Origin of the sequence: Massilia antarctica (assembly GCF_015689335.1) — a bacterium.
GTDB lineage: Bacteria > Pseudomonadota > Gammaproteobacteria > Burkholderiales > Burkholderiaceae_D > Telluria_A > Telluria_A antarctica.
The window spans coordinates 6,186,527-6,205,625 of the sequence record NZ_CP065053.1 but is presented as its reverse complement, the minus strand read 5'-3'; the positions used below and the strand labels follow the sequence as shown (position 1 = coordinate 6,205,625).

The following is a 19,099-nucleotide window of genomic DNA, read 5'->3' as shown; positions in this document are numbered from 1 at the left end:
GGCTGCGAGCCGCCGCGGGAAGGGGGGTGAAGCTGGTGACGGTCAGGCGGCCTGGCGGACCGGGTACATTTCGCGGTCGTCGTCGATATGGGTTGGATGCGCCAGTTCGCTCTTGAGACGGTCGTGATCGAGTTCTTTTTCCCAATGCGAGACCACCACCGTGGCCACGCCGTTGCCGATGAAGTTGGTCAGCGCGCGGCACTCGCTCATGAAGCGGTCGATGCCCAGGATCAGGGCCATGCCGGCCACCGGCACCGTCGGCACCACGGCCAGGGTGGCGGCCAGGGTAATGAAGCCGGCGCCGGTGATGCCCGACGCGCCCTTGGAGGTCAGCATCGCCACGCCCAGGATTGTCAGCTGCTGGCTGAGCGACAGGTCGGTATTGGTGGCCTGCGCCACGAACAGGGCCGCCATCGTCATGTAGATGTTGGTGCCATCGAGGTTGAACGAGTAACCGGTCGGCACCACCAGGCCCACCACCGATTTCGAGCAGCCGAGTTTTTCGAGCTTGCGCATCAGGGCGGGCAGGGCGCTTTCCGAGGAGCTGGTACCGAGCACGATCAGCAGTTCTTCCTTGATGTAGGCGATGAAGCGCAGGATCGAAAAACCGGTCATGCGGGCGATGGTGCCGAGCACGATGAACACGAACAGGCCGCAGGTCAGGTAGAAGGAGCCCATCAGCTTGGCAAGCGGTAGCAGCGAGGCCAGGCCGAATTTACCGATGGTGAAGGCCATCGCGCCGAAGGCGCCGATCGGGGCCACTTTCATCACGATGCCGACCACGCCGAAGATCACGTGCGACATGTCGTCGACCAGCTTGGCGATCGGACGGCCACGCTCGCCCAGCATCGACAGCGCGAAGCCGAACAGGATCGCAAACAGCAGCACCTGCAGGATGTCGCCCTTGGCGAAGGCATCGACCACGGTGTTCGGGATGATATTCATCACGAAGTCGAGGGTGCTCTGGGTTTTGGCCTTGGCCGTGAATTCGGCGATGGCCTTGGTGTCGAGGGTGGCCGGGTTGGCGTTGAAGCCGTCGCCAGGGCGTACCACGTTGGCCACCACCAGGCCGATGGCCAGGGCGAAGGTCGACACCACTTCAAAGTACAGCAGCGCCTTGCCGCCGACGCGGCCAATCTTTTTCATGTCCTGCATGCCGGCGATGCCGGCGACCACGGTACAGAAAATCACGGGGGCGATGATCATCTTGATCAGCTTGATGAAGCCGTCGCCCAGCGGTTTCATGTCGACCCCGAGTTTCGGGTAGAACACGCCGAGCAGGACGCCGCACACGATGGCGAATAGAACCTGCACATACAGGATCTTGTAGAAGGGTTTTTTCATGACGGTGTCTCCGTTCGGTATTGGAATAAATCTATCTTTATCCAAAACGGACACATCATCTATTGTGGATATCCGCAGTGCGGCCGACTTTGCGCATGCGTGTTTCGATTGCCTTACCTTACTGTTAATATTTCCACGGACAGGAGTATCGAAATGAAAATATTGCAAATCGCGCTGATCGGCGCCTGCCTCGTTTCCTCGTGGTGTGCAGCCGAGAAGGCTTCCTGCACCAGCGCCATCGACACGCGAGCCGCCGCCGCGATCGGACGCGAAGAGGCGACCGCGCTGCGCGTCGACTGCAAACCGATGCCGTCGGCGCCAGGCAAAAGCATTGTCGCGCTTGCCTACATGGCTGGCCCGCGCCCGACCGAGCCGGGCCCGGAGGGGGAGGGTGTTGTCGATCTCGATGTGTTGATTGTCGATTCCGCCGATGGCAGGGTACTCAGCCGTTTGCATCAGGACCGGGCGATCGCGGACGATATTTTCCGCTTTGACAGCTTTAGAATCGATACCGCGAACTATCGGCTGGCGCCAGGCGTGCGCGCATTGGCGTGATCCAAGCCGCTGTCGTGAGCAGAATGACCTTGCGCTACAAGAACGGCAAGTATGCGATGCCGGCCAGGCCAGGCGGCGGCAAGCGCCCGCAGGCAAGGTCATGAGCGCTTATCTGCGGTAAATTTTGCCGTCCTTCATCACGAAGCGCACTTTTTGAAGATCGGAAATATCGGCCGTCGGGTCGCCCCCGACCGCCACGATGTCGGCCAGCATGCCGGCCTTGAGCTGGCCCAGTTCGCCCGATTTGCCCAGCACGGCGGCCCCGGTCACGGTCGCCGCGCGCAGTGCTTCTACCGGCGTCATGCCGAGCTTCACCATCCACGCCGGTTCGCGCGCGTTGCTGCCGTGGGCGAACACGCCGACATCGCTGCCGTTGGCGATGGTCACGCCCAGCTTGCGCGCCAGCTGGAAGGCACGCGCGGCCTGCTGCATGGCCGGGGTGGGCGGGCCGCCGCGCACATGCTTCCGGAAGTATTCGCCAGTCGCTTCGGATGCGGCCAGGGTCGGCACGTAGGCAACCTTGCGCTCGACCATCAGGCGGAAGGTCGCTTCGCTGGCACCGTAGCCGTGCTCGATGGTATCGGCACCGGCCAGCACCGCCATGCGGATGGCGTCGTCGCTGCTGGCGTGCACGGCCACCTTGCGGCCTGTCACATGGGCGGCCTGGACCATGGCCGTCAATTCCTCCATGGTGAAGGTGGGGCGGGCGCTGCCGTCGATGCCGGTGCGGTAGTCGGCGTAAATCTTGATCCAGTCGGCGCCGCGCGCCGCTTGTTCGCGCACCGCTTTGGTGACGTCGGCCACGCCGGTCGCTTCCTGCGCGCCCTGCGGCAAGGTCATGTCCGGGCGGAACTGGCGGGCGGCGGGGCCGTAGCTGTGCGAGGCCACGATGGCCAGGGTGGCGATGAACAGGCGCGGGCCGTCGATCACGCCCTCGGCAATCGCCCGCTTGACGGCGACGTCGGCGTAACCGGCGCCTTCGCTGCCGAGGTCGCGCAGGGTGGTGAAACCGGCTTGCAGGGTCGCGCTGGCGTGCTTGCCGGCGAGCAGGGTGCGGTACTCGGGCGCTTCCTTCATCACCTGGTCGTCCCAGCTGGTTTCGTTGTACGGGTGCAGCAGCAGGTGCGAATGCAGGTCGATCAGGCCGGGGATCAGGGTGGCGCCCGGCAGGTCGATGCGTTCGGCGTCCGCCGGCGCGGCGAGCCCGCCGGCCGGACCGGCGTCCTGGATGCGGCCGTCGACCACCAGCACGCCCCAGCCGGTGTGGGCGGGGCCGTCCCCGGTCCAGATTCGCTCGGCGGTCAGCAGCACGGGACGCGGCCCGGCGGCGTGGGCCGCCGCCAGGGTCAAGAGGAGGGTGGAAAGCGCAAGGTGTACGAAAGTTCGCATGGCGTCGTCCTGACAGGGGAGAGCGCCATAGTAGCGCGCACGCGGCGCGCCGTCAGCCCCTGCGTCAGTTCGCTTTGGCGCGGGCGGACACCGTGTTCACCGGTACGAACGCCGCTTCGCGCACCACTGCCTTGCGCGAGGCGCGGCGCGCGTGCACCCAGTGCCAGCCGAACGGCAGCAGCAAGCTCACGCCCACGACCAGGTGGACCAACGCCGCGCCGCTTCCGAGCGCGTCTTCGCCGGCGTAGTAGATCGCCACCGCGCTGGCGGCCAGCAGCACCAGCATGATGCCGAGCGTGGCGCCGCTGCCGCGCTGGCGCCGCTTGCGCCAGCCGGCGCGCATATGCACGCTCCACAGGGCGCCCAGCATCATCAGCAAAACGAAGCCGGTCGCCGCGTGCATCGCCGCGGTGACCACGCGGCCGGCGCCGGGCAGGCGCCAGGCCAGCGCCATCTCGAAGCGCATGACGAGGGTGGTGGGCGCCAGCAGGCTGCCGCTGACGAACACCAGCAGCAGCGCGCCGAGCAGGGCCCGAACAAACCAGGCGGGATAGCCTTTCATTGGATTGATTCTCCGGATGGATCGATCAAGGCGCCGCCGAGTGCGCGGATCAGGTCCGCGCGCGCGGCCGGCGCCGCGTTGGCGGCCACCTTGGTCAGGGCATCGGCGCGCCAGGCGCTGCGCGCGAGGACGGTCCAGATGCCGGTGGCGGGTTGGCCGTGGGCCGGTGCCACGATGTGGGCGGGGAAGGCCGGGGCTTCTTGCATATCGTCGTGGTGGCCGGCGCGCGAGCTGGCCATGGCCGCGTCGCGCAGCCCGCCCAGCGGCACCAGGCGGCCGTCGAATTCGCGCCGGTGCATCGGCAGCACCAGCGCGCCGAACACGCGCACGTCGCCGCCCGCGTTGACCCAGCCGGCTTCGGCCCCCGCGCGGCGCAGTGCGCGCACGGCCAGGTCGACCGCGTAGCCTTTGGCGATGCCGTCCAGGGTGAGGCGCACGGGCCGCCGCAGCCTGGCCCAGTCGGCGCCGATCTCGATATCGGCGGCGCTGCCGCGCTCCAGCGCGGGTGTGCCGCCATGGTCGGGCAGGGCGCCGCTGCGCACCAGGGCGCCGCCCACGGTGCAGTCGAACAGGCCGCCGCTGGCACGCATCATCGCGCGCGCGCCGCGCAGCAGGCGCAAGGTGGAGGCGGACAAGGGCATGGCCTGCCCGGGCGCCAGGTTCAGGCGCGATAATTCGCTGGCGCGGTCATGGAAACTCCACAGCGCCTGCGCCGTTTCGATGCTGGCAAAAGCGGCCTGCGTCGCGGCCGGCGCCGAATCGCCGCGCGTGCCGACTTCGACGTAAGTGCCCAGCAGCGGGCGCATGCGCTTGATGTCAGCCATGGCCCAGGTACAGCTTCTGCATGATCAGCAGGCGCTTGACGCCGTCGAGCACATTGCGGCTCGACAGGGTGGCGCCACTGATATTGGGCACGTCCTCATCGAGCTTGAACGGATCGGCCAGGGTCTTGCCGACGAAGTGCTTGCGCCAGCCCATGTCGCGAATCTGGCCGCCGTGCGTTTCGCGGTAGCTGAGCACCTCGATGCCGATCACCCGGCCATCGGGCGAGAGCGCCGTGGCGTAGGTGATGAACTCGTGCTTGCCCACCACCTCGTCGACGATGAACCAGCCGAGGAAGGCGCCCTCGCGTTCGGCGCGCCACATCTTTTGTTCGTCGGTCCGCTGGCGCACGCCAGCGACTTCCTTGATGCGGTCGCGCTGCTCGCTACTGAGCTTGAGGGGCCGTTCGGCGAAGGTTTTCGCCGTCGGGAACAGCAGCGATTGCGCCGCCGCCACCGTCAGGTAGTCGGTGGCATGGGCGGGCGACACCAGCGCTGCCATCGGCAGCAGCAGCGCGGCGGAGTCGAAATAAGGTCGCATGGGACTCTCTTTAAAAGTTGTAGCCTACCTTGACGCGGATTTCATTCTTGGTTTTTTCGATCAGGTGCAGATTGGTGTCGGTCTGGCCGGCATATTTTTCGCCGCCGCCGCGCACCTGCTTGAAGGCGGTCAGGGTGGCCCACCATTTCTGGCCGGCGTAATGGATGCTCGGGCCGGCGAACAGGCTCCAGCGCTCCAGGCCGACTTCGGTCTCGTACTCCGATTCGCGCACCGTTTCGGCGCCGGCATACCAGCCCGGCGCGAAACGGTAGGACACGCCGGCGCCGAACTTGGTGGAGATTTCCATTTCGGGACTGGTCGGCCAGTCGAAGTCCTCGGGCAGGTTGGCGATGGCCTTGCGCTTTTCGCGCGCGGCGCGTGCGCCCACATTGCCGATTACGACCAGCTGGCCTTCGAGGAAGTATTTCTGGACCTGCATCTCGAACTCGACTTCGACTTCGGTCTTGTTGCGTCCCGAGTGCGGGTCGAGGCGGCCCAGTTCCAGCGAGGCGATGCCGGAGACGCCGATATCATCCTTGGCCGGGCTCAGGAAGTTGTACTTCATGCCCAGTTCGACACCGCGCACGCGCAGGCCGCTCTTCTTGTCGCCCGGCAGGTAACCGTCGACGACGAGGCCCGAGGTGTTGATCGCCAGGCCGTTCAGTTCGGCCGAGACCTGGAAACGGTCACTCACGCCGTATTCGACTTCCGTCTTGGTGTCGAGCGCGCGATAGTGGCCCGCACCCTTGTCGGAACGTTCGGTGAACCACTGGTAAAACTCGCTGCTACCTTTCGGCAAGGTTTCGGCGCCACGGACATAGCCCAGCAGGTTTTCGTCGGCCAGGGCAGGCAGGGACAGCGACAGGGCGGCGATCGCCAGGAAAAGACGGCTAGGGGACATCGTGGGAATTCTCCGAAAGGTATGCGGCATGAGTGCAGCTATGATTGATCGGGCATTCTAAATACTAATCATTCTCATTACAAGTCGCGATAGTAATTACCCCACGTATTCCGGGGCGGCTAATGCTTGATTGCAAAATTGTCTGTTGCATATTTCCACATTGGAAACGAAAGTTGGGAGCGACGACTCAAGCAATGGATCGCGCAAGAGCTGGGCGGGGTGCCGGAAGGGAAGAGGAGGTATCATCTCGACCAGTACGGCGAGGGATATCATGAGAAGCCCGGCTTTCATATCGGTCAGCCCTCGTACGATGGGGTGCGCGAGGCCGTGCTGGCCGAGGTGGCGGGCGAAACCAGGGCGATGCCGAGCAACAAGTACAAGGAAAAGAATGCAAAGAGCACTATTCATCTGCAGCCAAAACCGGCTGCGCAGCCCGACGGCGGAGCAGGTCTTCGCAAGCTGGCCCGGTGTCGAGACCGACTCGGCGGGCTTGGGCGGGGACGCCTCGGTGCCGCTCTCGCCCGAGCAGATCGCCTGGGCCACCATTGTGTTCGTCATGGAAAAGGCGCACCGGCGGCGCCTGGGCGAGCGTTTCCGCGCCCATCTAAACGGCAAGAAGGTCATCTGCCTCGATATTCCTGACAATTACAGCTTCATGCAGCCGGAATTGGTCAGCATCCTGGAAGCGAAGGCCGGTAAATTCCTGCGTTAAGCGGCGCGCCAACCCGGGCAGCGCGGACGGCCCGGTGCGCGTCCGCCGCAAGCTGATGCCGATGACGGCGCGCGCGGACCTCCGCGTGGTCGCCGCGCAGGCGCTGCTGGCGCATTCGCGCACGCAACTCAAGCCGCGTACCGACGTCTTAATTGTTCATGTGACCACGCCGCAGGCGGTATAGTCATGCTTTCGACCTTGCGTCGTTCATTCCGGGAACCCGCCATGAGAATACTCCGCCATTTACTGCTCGCCGCCGCGATCGCACCAGCCCTGCTGCACGCGGCGCCCAAACCGTCGCCCAAGCCGGTGGCATCGTTCTTTCCCCAGCTTGAACTGGGCCGCTTCCTCGCCGATAACTTCGACCTGGCCTCGGTGCGCAGTTCGCTGGGCTCGCGCCGCACGCCGGAATTGCGCACCTTCGCCGATTTCGGCATGGTTCCTACCCGTACTGGCGACGACGTGGTCGCCTTCGATGGCGAACGCTGGTTCTACCAGCTGCGCGTGGTGCGCCGCGCCGATATCAACAACGATGGCATCGAAGACCTGGAAGTGTGTTTCACCGACCGCGCCAAGGGCGCCTCGGTCGATTCGTCCCAGAGCTTGCTGATCAGCCGCTATTCCGACGAAACCTACGCGGTCGCGCTGCACTATGCGTCGGACGCCTGTGGCCCGGCCACGAAAAACACAGCCGCGCACGCACGCACCATCGAGGTCAAGTAAGCGCTCCCGCCATCGCCTGGCGCCCCTGCGCGCCTTACTGCGCGGCCCAGCCGCCATCCATATTCCATGCCACGCCGCGCACCTGGTTGCCGGCGGGGCTGCACAGGAACACGGCCAGCGCGCCCAGTTCTTCCGGCGTGACGAATTCGCCGGACGGCTGCTTTTCGCTCAGCAGGGCCTTCTTCGCTTCCTCGTTGCTGATGCCATCCCTGGCTGCGCGGTCGTCCACCTGTTTCTGCACCAGTGGCGTGAGGACCCAGCCCGGGCAGATGGCGTTGCAGGTGACGCCGGTGCCCGCGGTTTCGAGCGCGGTGACCTTGGTAAAGCCGACCAGCCCGTGCTTGGCCGCCACGTAGGCCGACTTTTGCGCCGACCCCACCAGGCCGTGCACCGACGCCAGGTTGATGATGCGGCCCCAGTTCTTCTGCTTCATGCCGGGCAGCGCCAGGCGCGCGGTGTGGAAGGCCGAGGTGAGGTTGATGGCGATGATCGCATCCCATTTCTCGACCGGAAAATCCTCGATCGTGGCCACGTGCTGGATGCCGGCGTTATTGACCAGCACATCGACGCCGCCGAATTTATCCGATGCGAACTGCATCATCGCCTCGATCTCGGCCGGTTTCGACATGTCGGCGTTGTGGTAGGCCGTCTGTACGCCGAATTCGTGCGCCAGCTCGGTGCGCAGTTTTTCGATGTGCTGGGCGTCGCCGAAGCCGTTGAATACAATGTTGGCGCCTTCCTGGGCCAGCGAACGCGCCATTCCCAGGCCGATGCCCGAGGTCGAGCCGGTCACCAGAGCGGTTTTACCGCTCAACATACTTGATTTCATTGCGTCCTCTGGAGAAAGAGTTAGGGGTTGATGATGTAGAATTCTAAACGCAGTGAAGATTGAATCACATATTTGAAAGTGGCGACGGATGACGCCCAACGAGGAGCCGGAATGATCGAAGCAAAAATCAAATCCGTCCAGTGCATCTCGCCCGCCGGCTTGCACCAGATGTCGTATAAGGAATGGGGCGACGAGGCCAACCCGCGCGTGCTCATTTGCGTCCATGGCGTCACGCGCGTGGGCGACGACTTCGACAACCTGGCGCGCGCGCTGGCAGGCCACTACCGCGTGGTGGCGCCCGACGTGGTGGGGCGTGGCCGCTCCGGGCGCCTGCGCAACCCGCAGTTTTACAACGTGCTGCAGTACGTGAGCGACATGGTGACCCTGATCGCGCGCGTGACCGCCAACAACAGCGGCGACGGCGTCGACTGGTTCGGCACCTCGATGGGTGGCTTGATCGGCATCGCGCTCGCCTCGCTGCCGGACACCCCGGTGCGCAAACTCGTCCTCAACGACATCGGCCCCACGCTCGACCCGGCGGCGCTGCTGCGCATCGGCGACTACATCGGCCAGGACCTGCGCTTCCCGACGTTCGAGGCGGCCGCGCGTTTCGTGCGCGAGGTGTCGCAGTCGTTCGGCGAGCACTCCGAAGACGAATGGCACAAGCTGGCCAGCGACGTGCTGCGCCAGGAGTCCGACGGCCAGTGGGTGCGCCATTACGACATGGGCCTGGCGCTGCCGTTTCGCTCGGCCACACCCGAAAGCGCGCGGGCCGACGAAGCCATGCTGTGGGCGGCCTACGATGCCATCGGCTGCCCGACCCTGCTGGTGCGCGGCGAGCACTCGGACCTGCTCTCGCGCGAGACGGCCGCCATCATGGCCGGGCGCGGCCCGCGCGCCAGCCTGGTGGAGATTGCGAACGTGGGCCATGCCCCGACCTTCATCCACGACGACCAGATCGCCATCGCACGACAATTTTTGATTGGTACTTGAAAGACATTATGGAAATTACACGACTGCACGTAGGAAAACGCCTGTCCGAAGTGGCCATCCACAACGGCACGGTCTACCTGGCCGGCCAGATTGCCGACGACACCGGCGCCGATATCGTCGGCCAGACCCGCGAGGTGCTCGGCCACGTCGACCGCCTGCTGGCCGAAGCGGGCAGCGACAAGAGCTGCATCCTGATGGCCCAGATCTTCATCGCCGACATGGCCGATTTCGAGGGCATGAACACGGTGTGGGACGAATGGGTCGCCGCCGGCCACACGCCGCCGCGCGCGACCGTCGAATCGAAGCTGGCCAACCCCGCATGCCTGGTTGAGATCGTCGTTACCGCAGCGCTGCGCTAAGCCGCATGGTCTCGATTGCAGCACTCGGCAGCACAACGGCCGAACTGGTACAGGGGCTTAGTCCCGACGACTGCGCACGCGTGGAGGCGGCGCTGGCGTACGCGAGCGACGCCTACAAGGACATGGCGTGCAGTTCGGGCCAGAACGCGCTCGACTTCGCGGTCGGCGTGGCCAGCACCCTGGCGTATTTAAGAAGCGATGCCGAAACCCGGATCGCCGGCTTGATGTTCGAGCTGACGGTGCTCGATCCGAAAGCGGTAGCGGGCCTGGAAGCGCGGGTCGGGCGCGAGGCGACCGATCTGGTGACCGGGGTGCGCCAGCTGATCCGACTGCGCGACATGACGGTCGGCCAGCAGACGGTGGGACGCGGCAAGAACGCGGCCCAGCAAGCGGTGGCCCAGGTCGAAACCCTGCGCAAGATGCTGCTGGCGATGGCCACCGACATGCGCGTGGTGCTGGTGCGCCTGGCGTCGTGCATAACGACCTTGCGCTACTTCGCCGACATCAAGCGCTTCGACGAACTGACCTGCGCCTACGGGCGCGAAACGCTCGACCTGTACGCGCCGCTGGCCAATCGGCTCGGCATCTGGCAGCTCAAATGGGAGCTGGAAGACCTGTCGTTCCGCTTCATCGAGCCCGATACCTACAAGCGCATCGCCAAGATGCTCGAAGAAAAACGCATGATGCGCGAAGGCTTCGTGCAGTCGGCCATCGTGCGCCTGCAAAACGAGCTGGCGGCGGCTGGCATCACGGCCGAAGTGTTCGGCCGGCCCAAGCATATCTACAGTATCTGGAACAAGATGCGCGGCAAGGAGCTCGATTTCACCGAGCTCTATGACGTGCGCGCCTTCCGCGTGATCGTCGCCGACGACAAGACCTGCTACACGGTGCTGGGCGTGGTGCACAATATCTGGACCCCGATTCCGAAGGAGTTCGACGACTACATCTCGCGCCCCAAGGCGAACGGCTACCAGTCGTTGCACACGGTGGTGACGGCCGACGACGGCCGTCCGCTGGAAGTGCAGATCCGCACCCAGGAGATGCACAACTTCGCCGAGTACGGCATCGCCGCGCACTGGCGCTACAAGGAAGAGGGCGGGTCCAACTTCAAGGGCCAGGCCTACGACGAAAAGATCGCATGGCTGCGCCAGCTGCTGGCCTGGAAGACCGACGTGGCCGACGCCGTCGTCGGGCAGGAAGAGATCCAGCGCGAATGGGTGGAAAAACTCAAGTCGACCACCCTGGACGACCGCATCTTCGTGCTCACGCCGCAGGCGCGGGTGCTGGAACTGCCGGTCGGCGCCACGCCGATCGACTTTGCGTATCACCTGCACAGCGAAGTGGGGCACCGCTGCCGCGGCGCGCGCGTGGACGGCATCATGGTGCCGTTGAATACGGCGCTCAAGAACGGCCAGACCTGCGAAATCATCACCGCCAAGGGTGCGCCCGGCACCGCCGGTCCGTCGCGCGACTGGCTCAATGCGGAGTACACGGTCAGCACGCGCACGCGCGCCAAGGTGCGTGCCTGGTTCCACGCCATCGATCTGGAAGAGACCTTGGCGCACGGACGCGCCATGGTCGAAAAGTCGCTCCAGCGCGAAGGCAAGACCGCCGTCAACCTGGAACAGCTGGCGCATAAACTGGGCTTTGCCAAGGTCGACGATCTGTTCATCTCGGTCGGCAAGGAAGAATTCAGCCTGCGCCACGTGGAGCAGGCGCTGCACGATACCGGCGAAGTGGCGGTGCCGGAAGACGCGGTGGTGCTCAATAAAAGCCGCGCGTCGAGCGTGGAGCAGGGCGCCAAGTCGGGTGTGCTGGTGGTCGGCACCGATGGCTTGATGACGGCGCTGGCCAAGTGCTGCAAGCCGGCGCCGCCGGACGGCATCGTCGGTTTCGTCACGCGCGGCAAGGGCGTGTCGATCCATCGCGCCACCTGCAAGAACTTCGCCGAAATGCGCATCAAGGCGCCCGAGCGCGTGATCCACACCGACTGGGGCCGGGCCGGGCAGGATACGGTCTATCCGGTCGACCTGTTCATCCTCGCGGGCGACCGCCAGGGCCTGCTGCGCGATATCTCCGAAGTGTTCTCGCGCGAGAAAATCAACGTCATCGGCGTCAATACACAGAGCACCAAAGGCCTGGCGCGCATGACGTTCACCGCCGAAATCGGCTCGACCGCGCAGCTGCAAAAGGCGCTGGGGGCGATCATGGAGGTGGGCGGCGTACAAGAAGCGCGGCGGCAGTAGGTGGCGATGCTGCCCAAGTCCTTCCTGTACTCCAAGCCGCGCGACTGGGGACGGCACGCTTTCCGTTTCGTGTTCAGCTGGTGGTATATGGTGTACCTGGGGGCGATCGCGCTGGTGATGGCGTTTTCGCCCTCGACCTACAACCGCCATAACCGCCTGACCACCTCGCGCTATATCTACACCAGTACCTGGCAGGTGCTGCCGTGGTTCACGGTGCTCGCCGCGCTGGTCAGCCTGGTGCTGATCCGGGTCGTGGTGGTGACGTCGCAAAGCTACGGCTTGTCGCGCTACGCGCTCGAAATGGTGGTGCGGGTACTGGTGCTCGAACTGATTCCCCTTACCGCCGCCATGTTCGTGGCGCTGCGCGCCGGCCTCGCGTTCAACGCCGGCGACGCGCTGGCGCTGGCCGCCGCCGCCACGCCGGACCGCTCGCGCCAGGCCCAGAACCGCCTGCGCCAGGACCTGGTGCCGCAGGTGATCGCCAATGCGTTCGCGGTCCTGAGCCTGGCCATGGTCAGCAGCGTGATCGTGCTGGTGCTGGCGTATATGAGCGTGTATGGCCTGTCGCCCTGGGGCGTGGGCGACTACACGCGCACGGTGGGCCGCATTTTCAATCCGGCGGTGACCATCGGTTTCGTGCTCAAGACCGTGTTCTTCGGGCTGTCGGTGGCGGTCATTCCCACCGCCGCCATCCTGGAATCGCACCGTTACGGGCGCACCTCGTCGTCCACGGTGCAGCCGGGCGCGGTGCGCCTGCTGTTCGTGCTGCTGCTGATCGAAGCCGGCTCGCTGGCCGTCAAATACATTTAAATGGAAACGAAGATGAGCCAACCCGACACCGATCCGGCGCACGAAGCGCCGGCCGAAGCAGTCGCCCACGTCGAAGTCAAGGCGGTCGTGCTGCTGGTGCTGATGAGCGCCCTGATCGTCACCTTTTTGCTGTATGTGATGTATGCGCGCGGCGTGTTCGAAAGCACGCAGCGGCTGGTGCTGATATCCGAGGATTCGGACGGCGTCATTCCCGGCATGGACGTGACGTTCTCCGGCTTTCCGGTTGGGAGGGTGCAGCGGGTGGAGCTGGCGCCGGACGGCAAGGTGCGCATCCTGGTCGATGTGCCGCGCAAGGATGCCAGGTGGCTCAAGACGTCGAGCGTGTTCACTATCGAGCGCGGCCTGGTGGGCGACACGCGCATCAAGGCGTTCACCGGCATCCTGACCGATCCGGTGCTGCCGCCCGATTCGGTGCGCACCGTGCTGCGCGGCGACACCGCCGCCGAGATTCCGCGCCTGGTGGCGAGCGCGCGCGCCTTGCTGGAAAACCTGGACAATATGACGCGCAGCGATTCGGCCATCAATACCAGCCTGACGAATATCCAGGCCGCGACCGGACGCCTGTCCGGCAAATATGGCTTGCTCGGTACGGCGCTTGGCAGCGACGGCGAGGCCAAAAAGCTGCTGCAAACCCTGGAACACGTCGACAGCCTGCTGCTCAAGGCCGACAAGCGCGTGTTCGGCAAGCAGGGCGTGATGGACGAGGCGCAGCTGGCCATCGTGCAGTTGCAGGTGGTGCTCAAGGATGCCAGCAACAGTCTCAAAAAGGTCGACGCGGTGCTGGTCGAAGCGCAGGCCGTCGGCGCCAATGCCAAGGTGGCGACCAAGGACCTGGGCGCGCTGCGCGCCGAAGTGGACGCCAGCCTGCGCAAGGTGACGCGCCTGATCGATGAAATCAACCGCAAGTGGCCCTTTGCACGCGAGACGGAGCTGAAACTGCCATGAAAACCATTTGCCTCGCCGCGCTGCTCTGCGCGGCCTTTGCCGGCTGCACCAGCAACCCGCCGCCGCCCGCCTGGAAGGGCAACGCCGGCAGCGCGCTGGCCGCGTTCAGCGATGCTTACCTGCGCGGCGACACCAATATCGCCGAGACGGAATTCGCGCGTGCGCGCGGCGAAATGGCCAGCACCGGCCGTCCCGACCTGGTGGCGCATGCGGAGCTGGTGCGCTGCGCCACCCGCGTGGCGAGCCTGGAATACGACGCCTGTCCCGCCTTCGAGGCGCTGGCGCAGGACACAACGCCGGCTGAACGCGCCTATGCGGCCTATCTTGCCGGCCGTTGGGATGGACTCGACGCGGCGCTGCTGCCCGAGCAGCACCGCGCGGTGCTGGCGGCCGCGCGCGCGGTCGACGGCAAGAGCGTGCTGGCGGCGATTGGCGACCCGCTGGCCCGCCTTGTGGCCGCCGGCGCGCTGATGCGCCAGGCGCGCATTGCGCCGGCCGATATCGTGCTCGCCACCGGCACCGCCTCGGAACAGGGCTGGCGCCGGCCCTTGCTGATGTGGCTCGGCGTGTCGCTCAAGCTCGCCCAGGCCGCCGGCGACACGGCCGAAGCGGCGCGCCTGCAACGGCGCATCGACCTGGCGGGTGCCACGCCGCTTGCGCTACCCTGATTTTCTCGACGATAAAGGCTGTATGAATCATTCCCTGCGCATCCTGGCCACGTGGAGCATGCTCGCCGTGTTGTTATCGACTGCGGCCTGCCACGCCAAGGAAATGCCCGACTCGCGGCGCGATTATTTGCTGGCGCACGAGCACGGCTGGATCGACCTGACCGTCAAGGCCCCAAGCGGCGCAGCCGGCATCAAGGCTGGCGAATCCTGCGACATTGCCTTGTTGGTGAACGGCGAAATGCTGCTGGTGGAGAGCGCCGACCTTGCCGCGGCCGACAGCGCCGGCATGCCGGTCGGCTACCGCTTCGTGGCGCCGGCCGGCAAACTGCAGGCCGAGCTGCATATCGGCCGCTGCGTCAAGGACGAACTGGTGGTGAAGGTTCCGCTGCAGCTGGACAAGGACCACCTGCTGGCGCTGGCGTTCGACGGCGCGGCCGCCACGGCGGGCGCCGCGACCCCATTCGAGCCAGCCTCGCTCGAATGGGTGCGCGCCGAAATGCTCAGGATGCAAGCGAGCGGCCGAGCCAATGACGCGGCAACGGAGAAACTGACCCGGCTCGCCATCTACAGCGCAGTGCTGAATGCGGTCGGGGTGCTGGCCCTGCTGGGATTTGCCTCGAGCCGGCGCCGCTGATCAGTCCTTGCGGGCCTTGGCCGCGTTCACCGCGTTGTTGAGCTCGTCGCAGGAGCCAAGTGCCGGGGCGCTGACGGTTTCCATTCGGACTGGCATGCCAGCGATCTCGATTTGCCGGGTGCGCGGCGCTGCCAGCTTGTAGTCGCCGCGCTTGAGGATCTCCACGAACAGCGGGCAGCGGAGCATGGCGTACGAGCGGGCGCTCAACGTCCATTTGCCTGACGGCGCTTCGGTAAGGACAACCGGCGCGGAGTAGGCGTCGATTGCCGTCATCAAGATCTCGTCCTTGCCATCCGCGTCGAAATCGATCAGGAAGACATCGCAGCGCCCCTGTGCGTCGGTCAGGCAGGGCGGCACGCCGCTGTCGCGCCTCCAGCCCGACAGCGGAAAGCTGGCCGGCAGGCGGGCGGAGGCGGGCCACATCGCCAGTTGCCCGGGCTTGACGGTGTACCCTTCAACTTCCGGACGATACGCGGGCTCTGCCAGAACACGCGTGGCGTGCCCAGCCGCAGCGCTTGCCTGCGGGCCGGTTTTGCCTTCCTTGAGCTTGAGCAGGGCGGCGGCGCCATAGCGCTTCGACTGCGTCTTGAGGAATCTGTAATCGAACGCATCGGCACTGACGGCGCCGCGTTCGAGGCGGGCGATCTGGCTGTTGACGGCAATCCGGTCCGGATCGGCCAGCGGCGAGAGCAGCGCCAGCAGGACGGCGATGGCGGCATACGCCGCCGCCAGGTTCACCGGCGCCACCCGGCGCAGCCAGCCGCCCCGGTCGATGGCCGCAAGCACATAGCCGAACGCGTAAAAGCTGGCTACCAGCAAGGCCGCGGCCGCGAAAATGCGGTCCGAGGTCCAGCCGTGATCGGCCACGCGCAAGCCAAGCGCATAGGCGGCGATGGCGGTCAGCGGCAGCGGCAGCACGCAGGCAATGCGCGCGCACAGACGCACGACGCGCGCCACCGAGTCGCCCATGTCGCCGTTCTGCCAGGCGGCATTGATCAGCACCACCAGCAGCGCGACCGCCGCCAGCAGGGCCACGGTGGCGTGGCGGGTGGCCCACAGCGCGTCGAGGCCGGTGAACGGCAGGCACAGCAGGAAGCCGCCGATCAGCAGGGTGGCGACCGGCAGCAGCCACGACATCAATACCAGCAGCAGGCTGCGGATGCCGTGCACGATGGCCGGACGCACGTCGGTCAGGTGCAGCGCGCAGGCAAAGGCGCAAGCCAGCATGGGGCTGAGGAAGGCGGACGACTTCATCAGCTCGGTGAGGAAGCCGATCTTGACCAGGTTGAACAGCGACGCTCCCAGCCACATGGCCAGATACAGCGCGCCGGTGAAGAATACCGAAAAGGCGAGCTGGATGAAGAGCTTCCAGGCGATATCGAAATGGGTGGCATAGCTGGCCAGGCGGCGCCGGTCCTGGGCGGCGGCGAGGACCAGCGAGTGCGCGATGAACAGGATGATCAGGCTGAAAAAACAGTCCAGCACCAGCATCGAGGGCCACTTGGGGATGATCGCCGGGACCTCGAGCAGCAAGGTTTCGCGCCAGGCGGCATGCATGCCGATCATGCTCAGCGCGCTGGCAACAACGCCACTCCAGAGCGCCAGCATGGCCGGCCGCAGGTTGCCGAGGCCGGAAATGGCGACGAAGGGCGCCAGCGCGCAGGCCAGCAGCGCCGCTGTATGAATGAGGGGATCGGTGAAGGCTTTATCGGCGAACAGCAGATAGAGGAGCAATCCCTGCACCAGGCCGATGGCTGCACGCGCCAGGCCGATGTGTTTCGGGGTGTGCGGGGCGGCGACAGCGGGCGTGGTGGTGGGCATGAATGAGGGGATGTGATCGCTTCGTGGTCAAGAGCGGGCCGCGCCCACCCGGTACGGCAGCCGCGTCGCCCCATGATGGCGCGACGCGGGCCTTGCTGCTTACTTGTGCTTGAGGGTCCAGCTGCCCGGCGCGGCGGCACCGGCCAGGGTGCCGCTCATGTCGAACAGGGCAGCCTGGCCGACATTGGTGTCGGTGGCGCCGCCGGTCACGCTCATGTTCAGTTTTACCACGCCTGCCTTGTCGACGCTACCCGTGACGGACGTCGCGCGGGCGGTGGCCTTGCACGCGCCCGTGATCACGCCCGTGAAGGTGATGTTGACGTCGCAGGTGCCGTAATAGGCGCCGAAGCTGCCGGTCCACGGGCCGGCGAAACGGATCGGGTCGAGGTATTCGCGCTTGGTCGCCGCTTGCGAGAAGCTGGCCAGTTCGGAAGCGCTGGTATAGCTCATGCCGCCGGTGCCCTTGGAGGTGGTCGATGTGTTGCAGGCGATAATCAGGCCGGTGACGGTATCGCGCCAGCAAGTCTTGTCGACCCAGTAGTTGGCCGAGGCGCCGCTGGTGCGCAAGTCGAAGTTGGTTTCGCTGGAGACGATTTTCAGCGCGGTGAACGTGCCTGCCGCAACGGTCTTGCTCTCGATGGCCACGACCTTGCCCTTGCTGGTGAGCGCGCGCGAGATTTCTTCCGTGGAGCAAGGGATGGACATGGTGCTGGCGTAGTCGAACGAGTCGCCGACGGCGGCGCTGGGCGGGGCTTGCAGGGCGGCCGGCGCGTAGGTGACGACGCAGGCGTAGCCGGACGAGTTGGTCGACAGCATGCCGCCGTGCTTGTCGAAGACTTCGATCGTTTGCGGGCCTTTTTCCTGGCTGACCGAATCGGCGTTTTCCCAGCCGCCATCGGCGTTGACCTTGGTGATGCGCTGGGTAATCGATACTTTCCAGCCCAACGTTACGTCGGTGTAGGTGGCGAAGTCGCCCACAGTGTGCGCGGGGAGGGTGTACGGCCCGCTGGCTGTCGGCGTTGGCGGCACCGCCGGCCCGGTGGCTGGCGTCGTGGCAGTGACCGGTGGTGGCGTGGCTTGCCCTGGCGGGGTCACCGGAACCGTCGGCGTTTCCAGAACCGGCGGTGGCACCGGCGTGCCCGGTGTCGGATCGGGGGGGAGCGGCGGCGGCGTGACCGGGACAGCTGGCGTTGGCTCGGTTGGCGCCGGCGGGACGACCGGAACGACTGGCGGCGCGACCGGCAGGGCAGGTGCAACGGGAATCGACGCGGCCGGGGCCGGTGGGGCATCGCTGCCGCCACCGCATGCGGTCAGGGCCGTCGCCGAAATCAATCCAAGTAAACGCATCCGCATCACGTCATTCCTTTTCAGTAAAGTCTAAGGTGCGATATATGTATATCCATACAACTATAATAGTCAATATTGAATAAATAGCACCGCAGGGGGCGATTATACACGGCGCATACCGCAGAAATTATCAGAGATTTAACTTTGTTGGGAAAAACTACTAGTTGTCATCAGCGTGTCAGGACACTAAACCAGCAACACGGCCTGCGTCTTGAGCGGATAAACGGCTAGCCGGAGGACGGGGTAGTAAAACAGGATCGCGCCGTGTTTTGGTCAAGCGCGTGCCTTGCCATTCCTGCCTTGCTTTCCGGTGGCGACATACAAGGCCAGGCCGGCCAGCGCGGCCGGCAGCCATACCCAGAGCAGCTCGGAAAACATCACCACCATGCCCCTGGCGCCGAGCAAGGTTTTCAAGGACAGCGGGCTGACCCGGATCACGCGGACCGGAAAGAACAGGCGCGCATCGGACACCGGCCAGGCCAGCGCCACGCCCATCCCGCCGGTGGTAAACATGTCGAGCAGGCCGTGCGACACGGCGCAGGCCGCCACGAACAGGAAGGCGGCCAGGCGCGATGCGCGCAGCTGGCCCGAGAACGCCGCCGCCAGCAGCCCCAGCACGATAGCGAACACGGCCGAATGGGTAGCGCCGCGGTGGCCCAGCTGGTCCGCGTACGCGATTCCCATGCGCATCCCGATGACGTCGAGATCGGGCACGATCGACGCCACCACGCCGGCCACCAGCAAGCGGGCCGGGATGACGCGGGAGCCAAGCGCCAGGCCGATGGCGAGGGGAACGGCGGGGTGGGACAGGATGGTTGGCATGGTGGCGGCGAATAGCGGTCGGTATTGACGGGCGATATCATAGCGCTCCGGCATAG

Annotated in this window: 21 protein-coding genes; 11 read left to right on the top strand and 10 right to left on the bottom strand. The window is 65.6% G+C overall.

The genetic code is table 11. The features are described from left to right. Nucleotides 1–42: 42 nt before the first annotated feature. Nucleotides 43–1,344: a dicarboxylate/amino acid:cation symporter gene (locus IV454_RS27235; protein ID WP_206088708.1), complete on the bottom strand. Its 1,302-nt coding sequence runs from the start codon at nucleotides 1,342–1,344 to the stop codon at nucleotides 43–45. Nucleotides 1,345–1,506: 162 nt separating this feature from the next. Between IV454_RS27235 and IV454_RS27230 the strand changes: the two genes are divergently transcribed. Beyond that, complete coding sequence (locus tag IV454_RS27230) at nucleotides 1,507–1,899, top strand: PA3715 family protein (protein ID WP_206088707.1); 393 nt, start codon at nucleotides 1,507–1,509, stop codon at nucleotides 1,897–1,899. A gap of 108 nt (nucleotides 1,900–2,007) precedes the next feature. Here the strand turns inward: IV454_RS27230 and IV454_RS27225 are convergent, their stop codons facing one another. From IV454_RS27225 to IV454_RS27205, 5 genes are all read right to left on the bottom strand, one after another. Continuing rightward, a complete protein-coding gene (locus IV454_RS27225; RefSeq protein ID WP_206088706.1) occupies nucleotides 2,008–3,288 on the bottom strand; it encodes a metal-dependent hydrolase family protein in 1,281 nt (426 codons plus the stop codon). Between the two features lie 64 nt (nucleotides 3,289–3,352). Next, entirely contained in the window at nucleotides 3,353–3,850 is a 498-nt protein-coding gene (locus tag IV454_RS27220; RefSeq protein ID WP_206088705.1) for a hypothetical protein, read from the bottom strand. Further along, nucleotides 3,847–4,674 (bottom strand): FAD:protein FMN transferase, encoded by an 828-nt coding sequence (locus IV454_RS27215; protein WP_206088704.1) that lies wholly within the window; start codon nucleotides 4,672–4,674, stop codon nucleotides 3,847–3,849. Before IV454_RS27215 ends, IV454_RS27220 begins: the two co-directional genes overlap by 4 nt. Next, nucleotides 4,667–5,212: an FMN-binding protein gene (locus IV454_RS27210; protein WP_206088703.1), complete on the bottom strand. Its 546-nt coding sequence runs from the start codon at nucleotides 5,210–5,212 to the stop codon at nucleotides 4,667–4,669. Before IV454_RS27210 ends, IV454_RS27215 begins: the two co-directional genes overlap by 8 nt. Nucleotides 5,213–5,222: 10 nt before the next feature. Then, the gene (locus IV454_RS27205) at nucleotides 5,223–6,113 is read right to left on the bottom strand and encodes a DUF6662 family protein (protein WP_206088702.1); all 891 of its coding nucleotides are present in this window, start codon (nucleotides 6,111–6,113) and stop codon (nucleotides 5,223–5,225) included. Between the two features lie 388 nt (nucleotides 6,114–6,501). On the opposite strand from IV454_RS27205, the gene IV454_RS27200 reads away from it, so the two are divergent. From IV454_RS27200 to IV454_RS27190, 3 genes are read left to right on the top strand one after another with little or no spacing between them, the layout of a single operon-like run. Continuing rightward, complete coding sequence (locus IV454_RS27200) at nucleotides 6,502–6,825, top strand: low molecular weight protein tyrosine phosphatase family protein (protein WP_206088701.1); 324 nt, start codon at nucleotides 6,502–6,504, stop codon at nucleotides 6,823–6,825. A 34-nt stretch (nucleotides 6,826–6,859) separates the two neighbouring features. Beyond that, nucleotides 6,860–7,009, top strand: coding sequence for a hypothetical protein (locus IV454_RS27195; protein ID WP_206088700.1), 150 nt, complete (start codon nucleotides 6,860–6,862; stop codon nucleotides 7,007–7,009). 41 nt (nucleotides 7,010–7,050) lie between these two features. Beyond that, nucleotides 7,051–7,548 carry a hypothetical protein gene (locus tag IV454_RS27190; protein ID WP_206088699.1) on the top strand — a complete coding sequence of 166 codons (498 nt, stop codon included), beginning with the start codon at nucleotides 7,051–7,053 and terminating at the stop codon, nucleotides 7,546–7,548. 34 nt (nucleotides 7,549–7,582) lie between these two features. Here IV454_RS27190 and IV454_RS27185 read toward each other — a convergent pair whose 3' ends face one another. After that, nucleotides 7,583–8,377, bottom strand: a complete 795-nt coding sequence (locus IV454_RS27185; RefSeq protein WP_206088698.1) for a 3-hydroxybutyrate dehydrogenase — start codon at nucleotides 8,375–8,377, stop codon at nucleotides 7,583–7,585. 111 nt (nucleotides 8,378–8,488) lie between these two features. On the opposite strand from IV454_RS27185, the gene IV454_RS27180 reads away from it, so the two are divergent. Genes IV454_RS27180 through IV454_RS27150 form a run of 7 tightly spaced genes read left to right on the top strand, consistent with a single transcriptional unit; the run spans nucleotide 8,489 to nucleotide 15,053 of the window. Then, on the top strand, nucleotides 8,489–9,370 hold the full coding sequence (locus tag IV454_RS27180; RefSeq protein WP_206088697.1) for an alpha/beta fold hydrolase: 882 nt from the start codon (nucleotides 8,489–8,491) through the stop codon (nucleotides 9,368–9,370). Between the two features lie 8 nt (nucleotides 9,371–9,378). Next, nucleotides 9,379–9,729 carry a RidA family protein gene (locus IV454_RS27175; protein WP_206088696.1) on the top strand — a complete coding sequence of 117 codons (351 nt, stop codon included), beginning with the start codon at nucleotides 9,379–9,381 and terminating at the stop codon, nucleotides 9,727–9,729. A 5-nt stretch (nucleotides 9,730–9,734) separates the two neighbouring features. Beyond that, a complete protein-coding gene (locus IV454_RS27170; protein WP_206088695.1) occupies nucleotides 9,735–11,975 on the top strand; it encodes a RelA/SpoT family protein in 2,241 nt (746 codons plus the stop codon). Nucleotides 11,976–11,981: 6 nt separating this feature from the next. Further along, nucleotides 11,982–12,785, top strand: coding sequence for an MlaE family ABC transporter permease (locus IV454_RS27165; RefSeq protein WP_229521867.1), 804 nt, complete (start codon nucleotides 11,982–11,984; stop codon nucleotides 12,783–12,785). 12 nt (nucleotides 12,786–12,797) lie between these two features. Then, nucleotides 12,798–13,751, top strand: a complete 954-nt coding sequence (locus tag IV454_RS27160) for an MlaD family protein (protein ID WP_206088694.1) — start codon at nucleotides 12,798–12,800, stop codon at nucleotides 13,749–13,751. Then, nucleotides 13,748–14,419 (top strand): hypothetical protein, encoded by a 672-nt coding sequence (locus IV454_RS27155; RefSeq protein WP_206088693.1) that lies wholly within the window; start codon nucleotides 13,748–13,750, stop codon nucleotides 14,417–14,419. The genes IV454_RS27160 and IV454_RS27155 overlap by 4 nt, the downstream gene beginning before the upstream one ends. Before the next feature lie 22 nt (nucleotides 14,420–14,441). After that, nucleotides 14,442–15,053, top strand: a complete 612-nt coding sequence (locus IV454_RS27150; protein ID WP_206088692.1) for a hypothetical protein — start codon at nucleotides 14,442–14,444, stop codon at nucleotides 15,051–15,053. Here IV454_RS27150 and IV454_RS27145 read toward each other — a convergent pair whose 3' ends face one another. The 3 genes from IV454_RS27145 to IV454_RS27135 form a co-directional block, all read right to left on the bottom strand. Beyond that, complete coding sequence (locus IV454_RS27145; protein WP_206088691.1) at nucleotides 15,054–16,874, bottom strand: DUF4153 domain-containing protein; 1,821 nt, start codon at nucleotides 16,872–16,874, stop codon at nucleotides 15,054–15,056. It lies immediately after the preceding gene. A 99-nt stretch (nucleotides 16,875–16,973) separates the two neighbouring features. Further along, nucleotides 16,974–18,227: a hypothetical protein gene (locus tag IV454_RS27140; RefSeq protein ID WP_206088690.1), complete on the bottom strand. Its 1,254-nt coding sequence runs from the start codon at nucleotides 18,225–18,227 to the stop codon at nucleotides 16,974–16,976. A 267-nt stretch (nucleotides 18,228–18,494) separates the two neighbouring features. Next, the gene (locus IV454_RS27135) at nucleotides 18,495–19,043 is read right to left on the bottom strand and encodes a metal-dependent hydrolase (protein ID WP_206088689.1); all 549 of its coding nucleotides are present in this window, start codon (nucleotides 19,041–19,043) and stop codon (nucleotides 18,495–18,497) included. Nucleotides 19,044–19,099 lie beyond the last annotated feature (56 nt).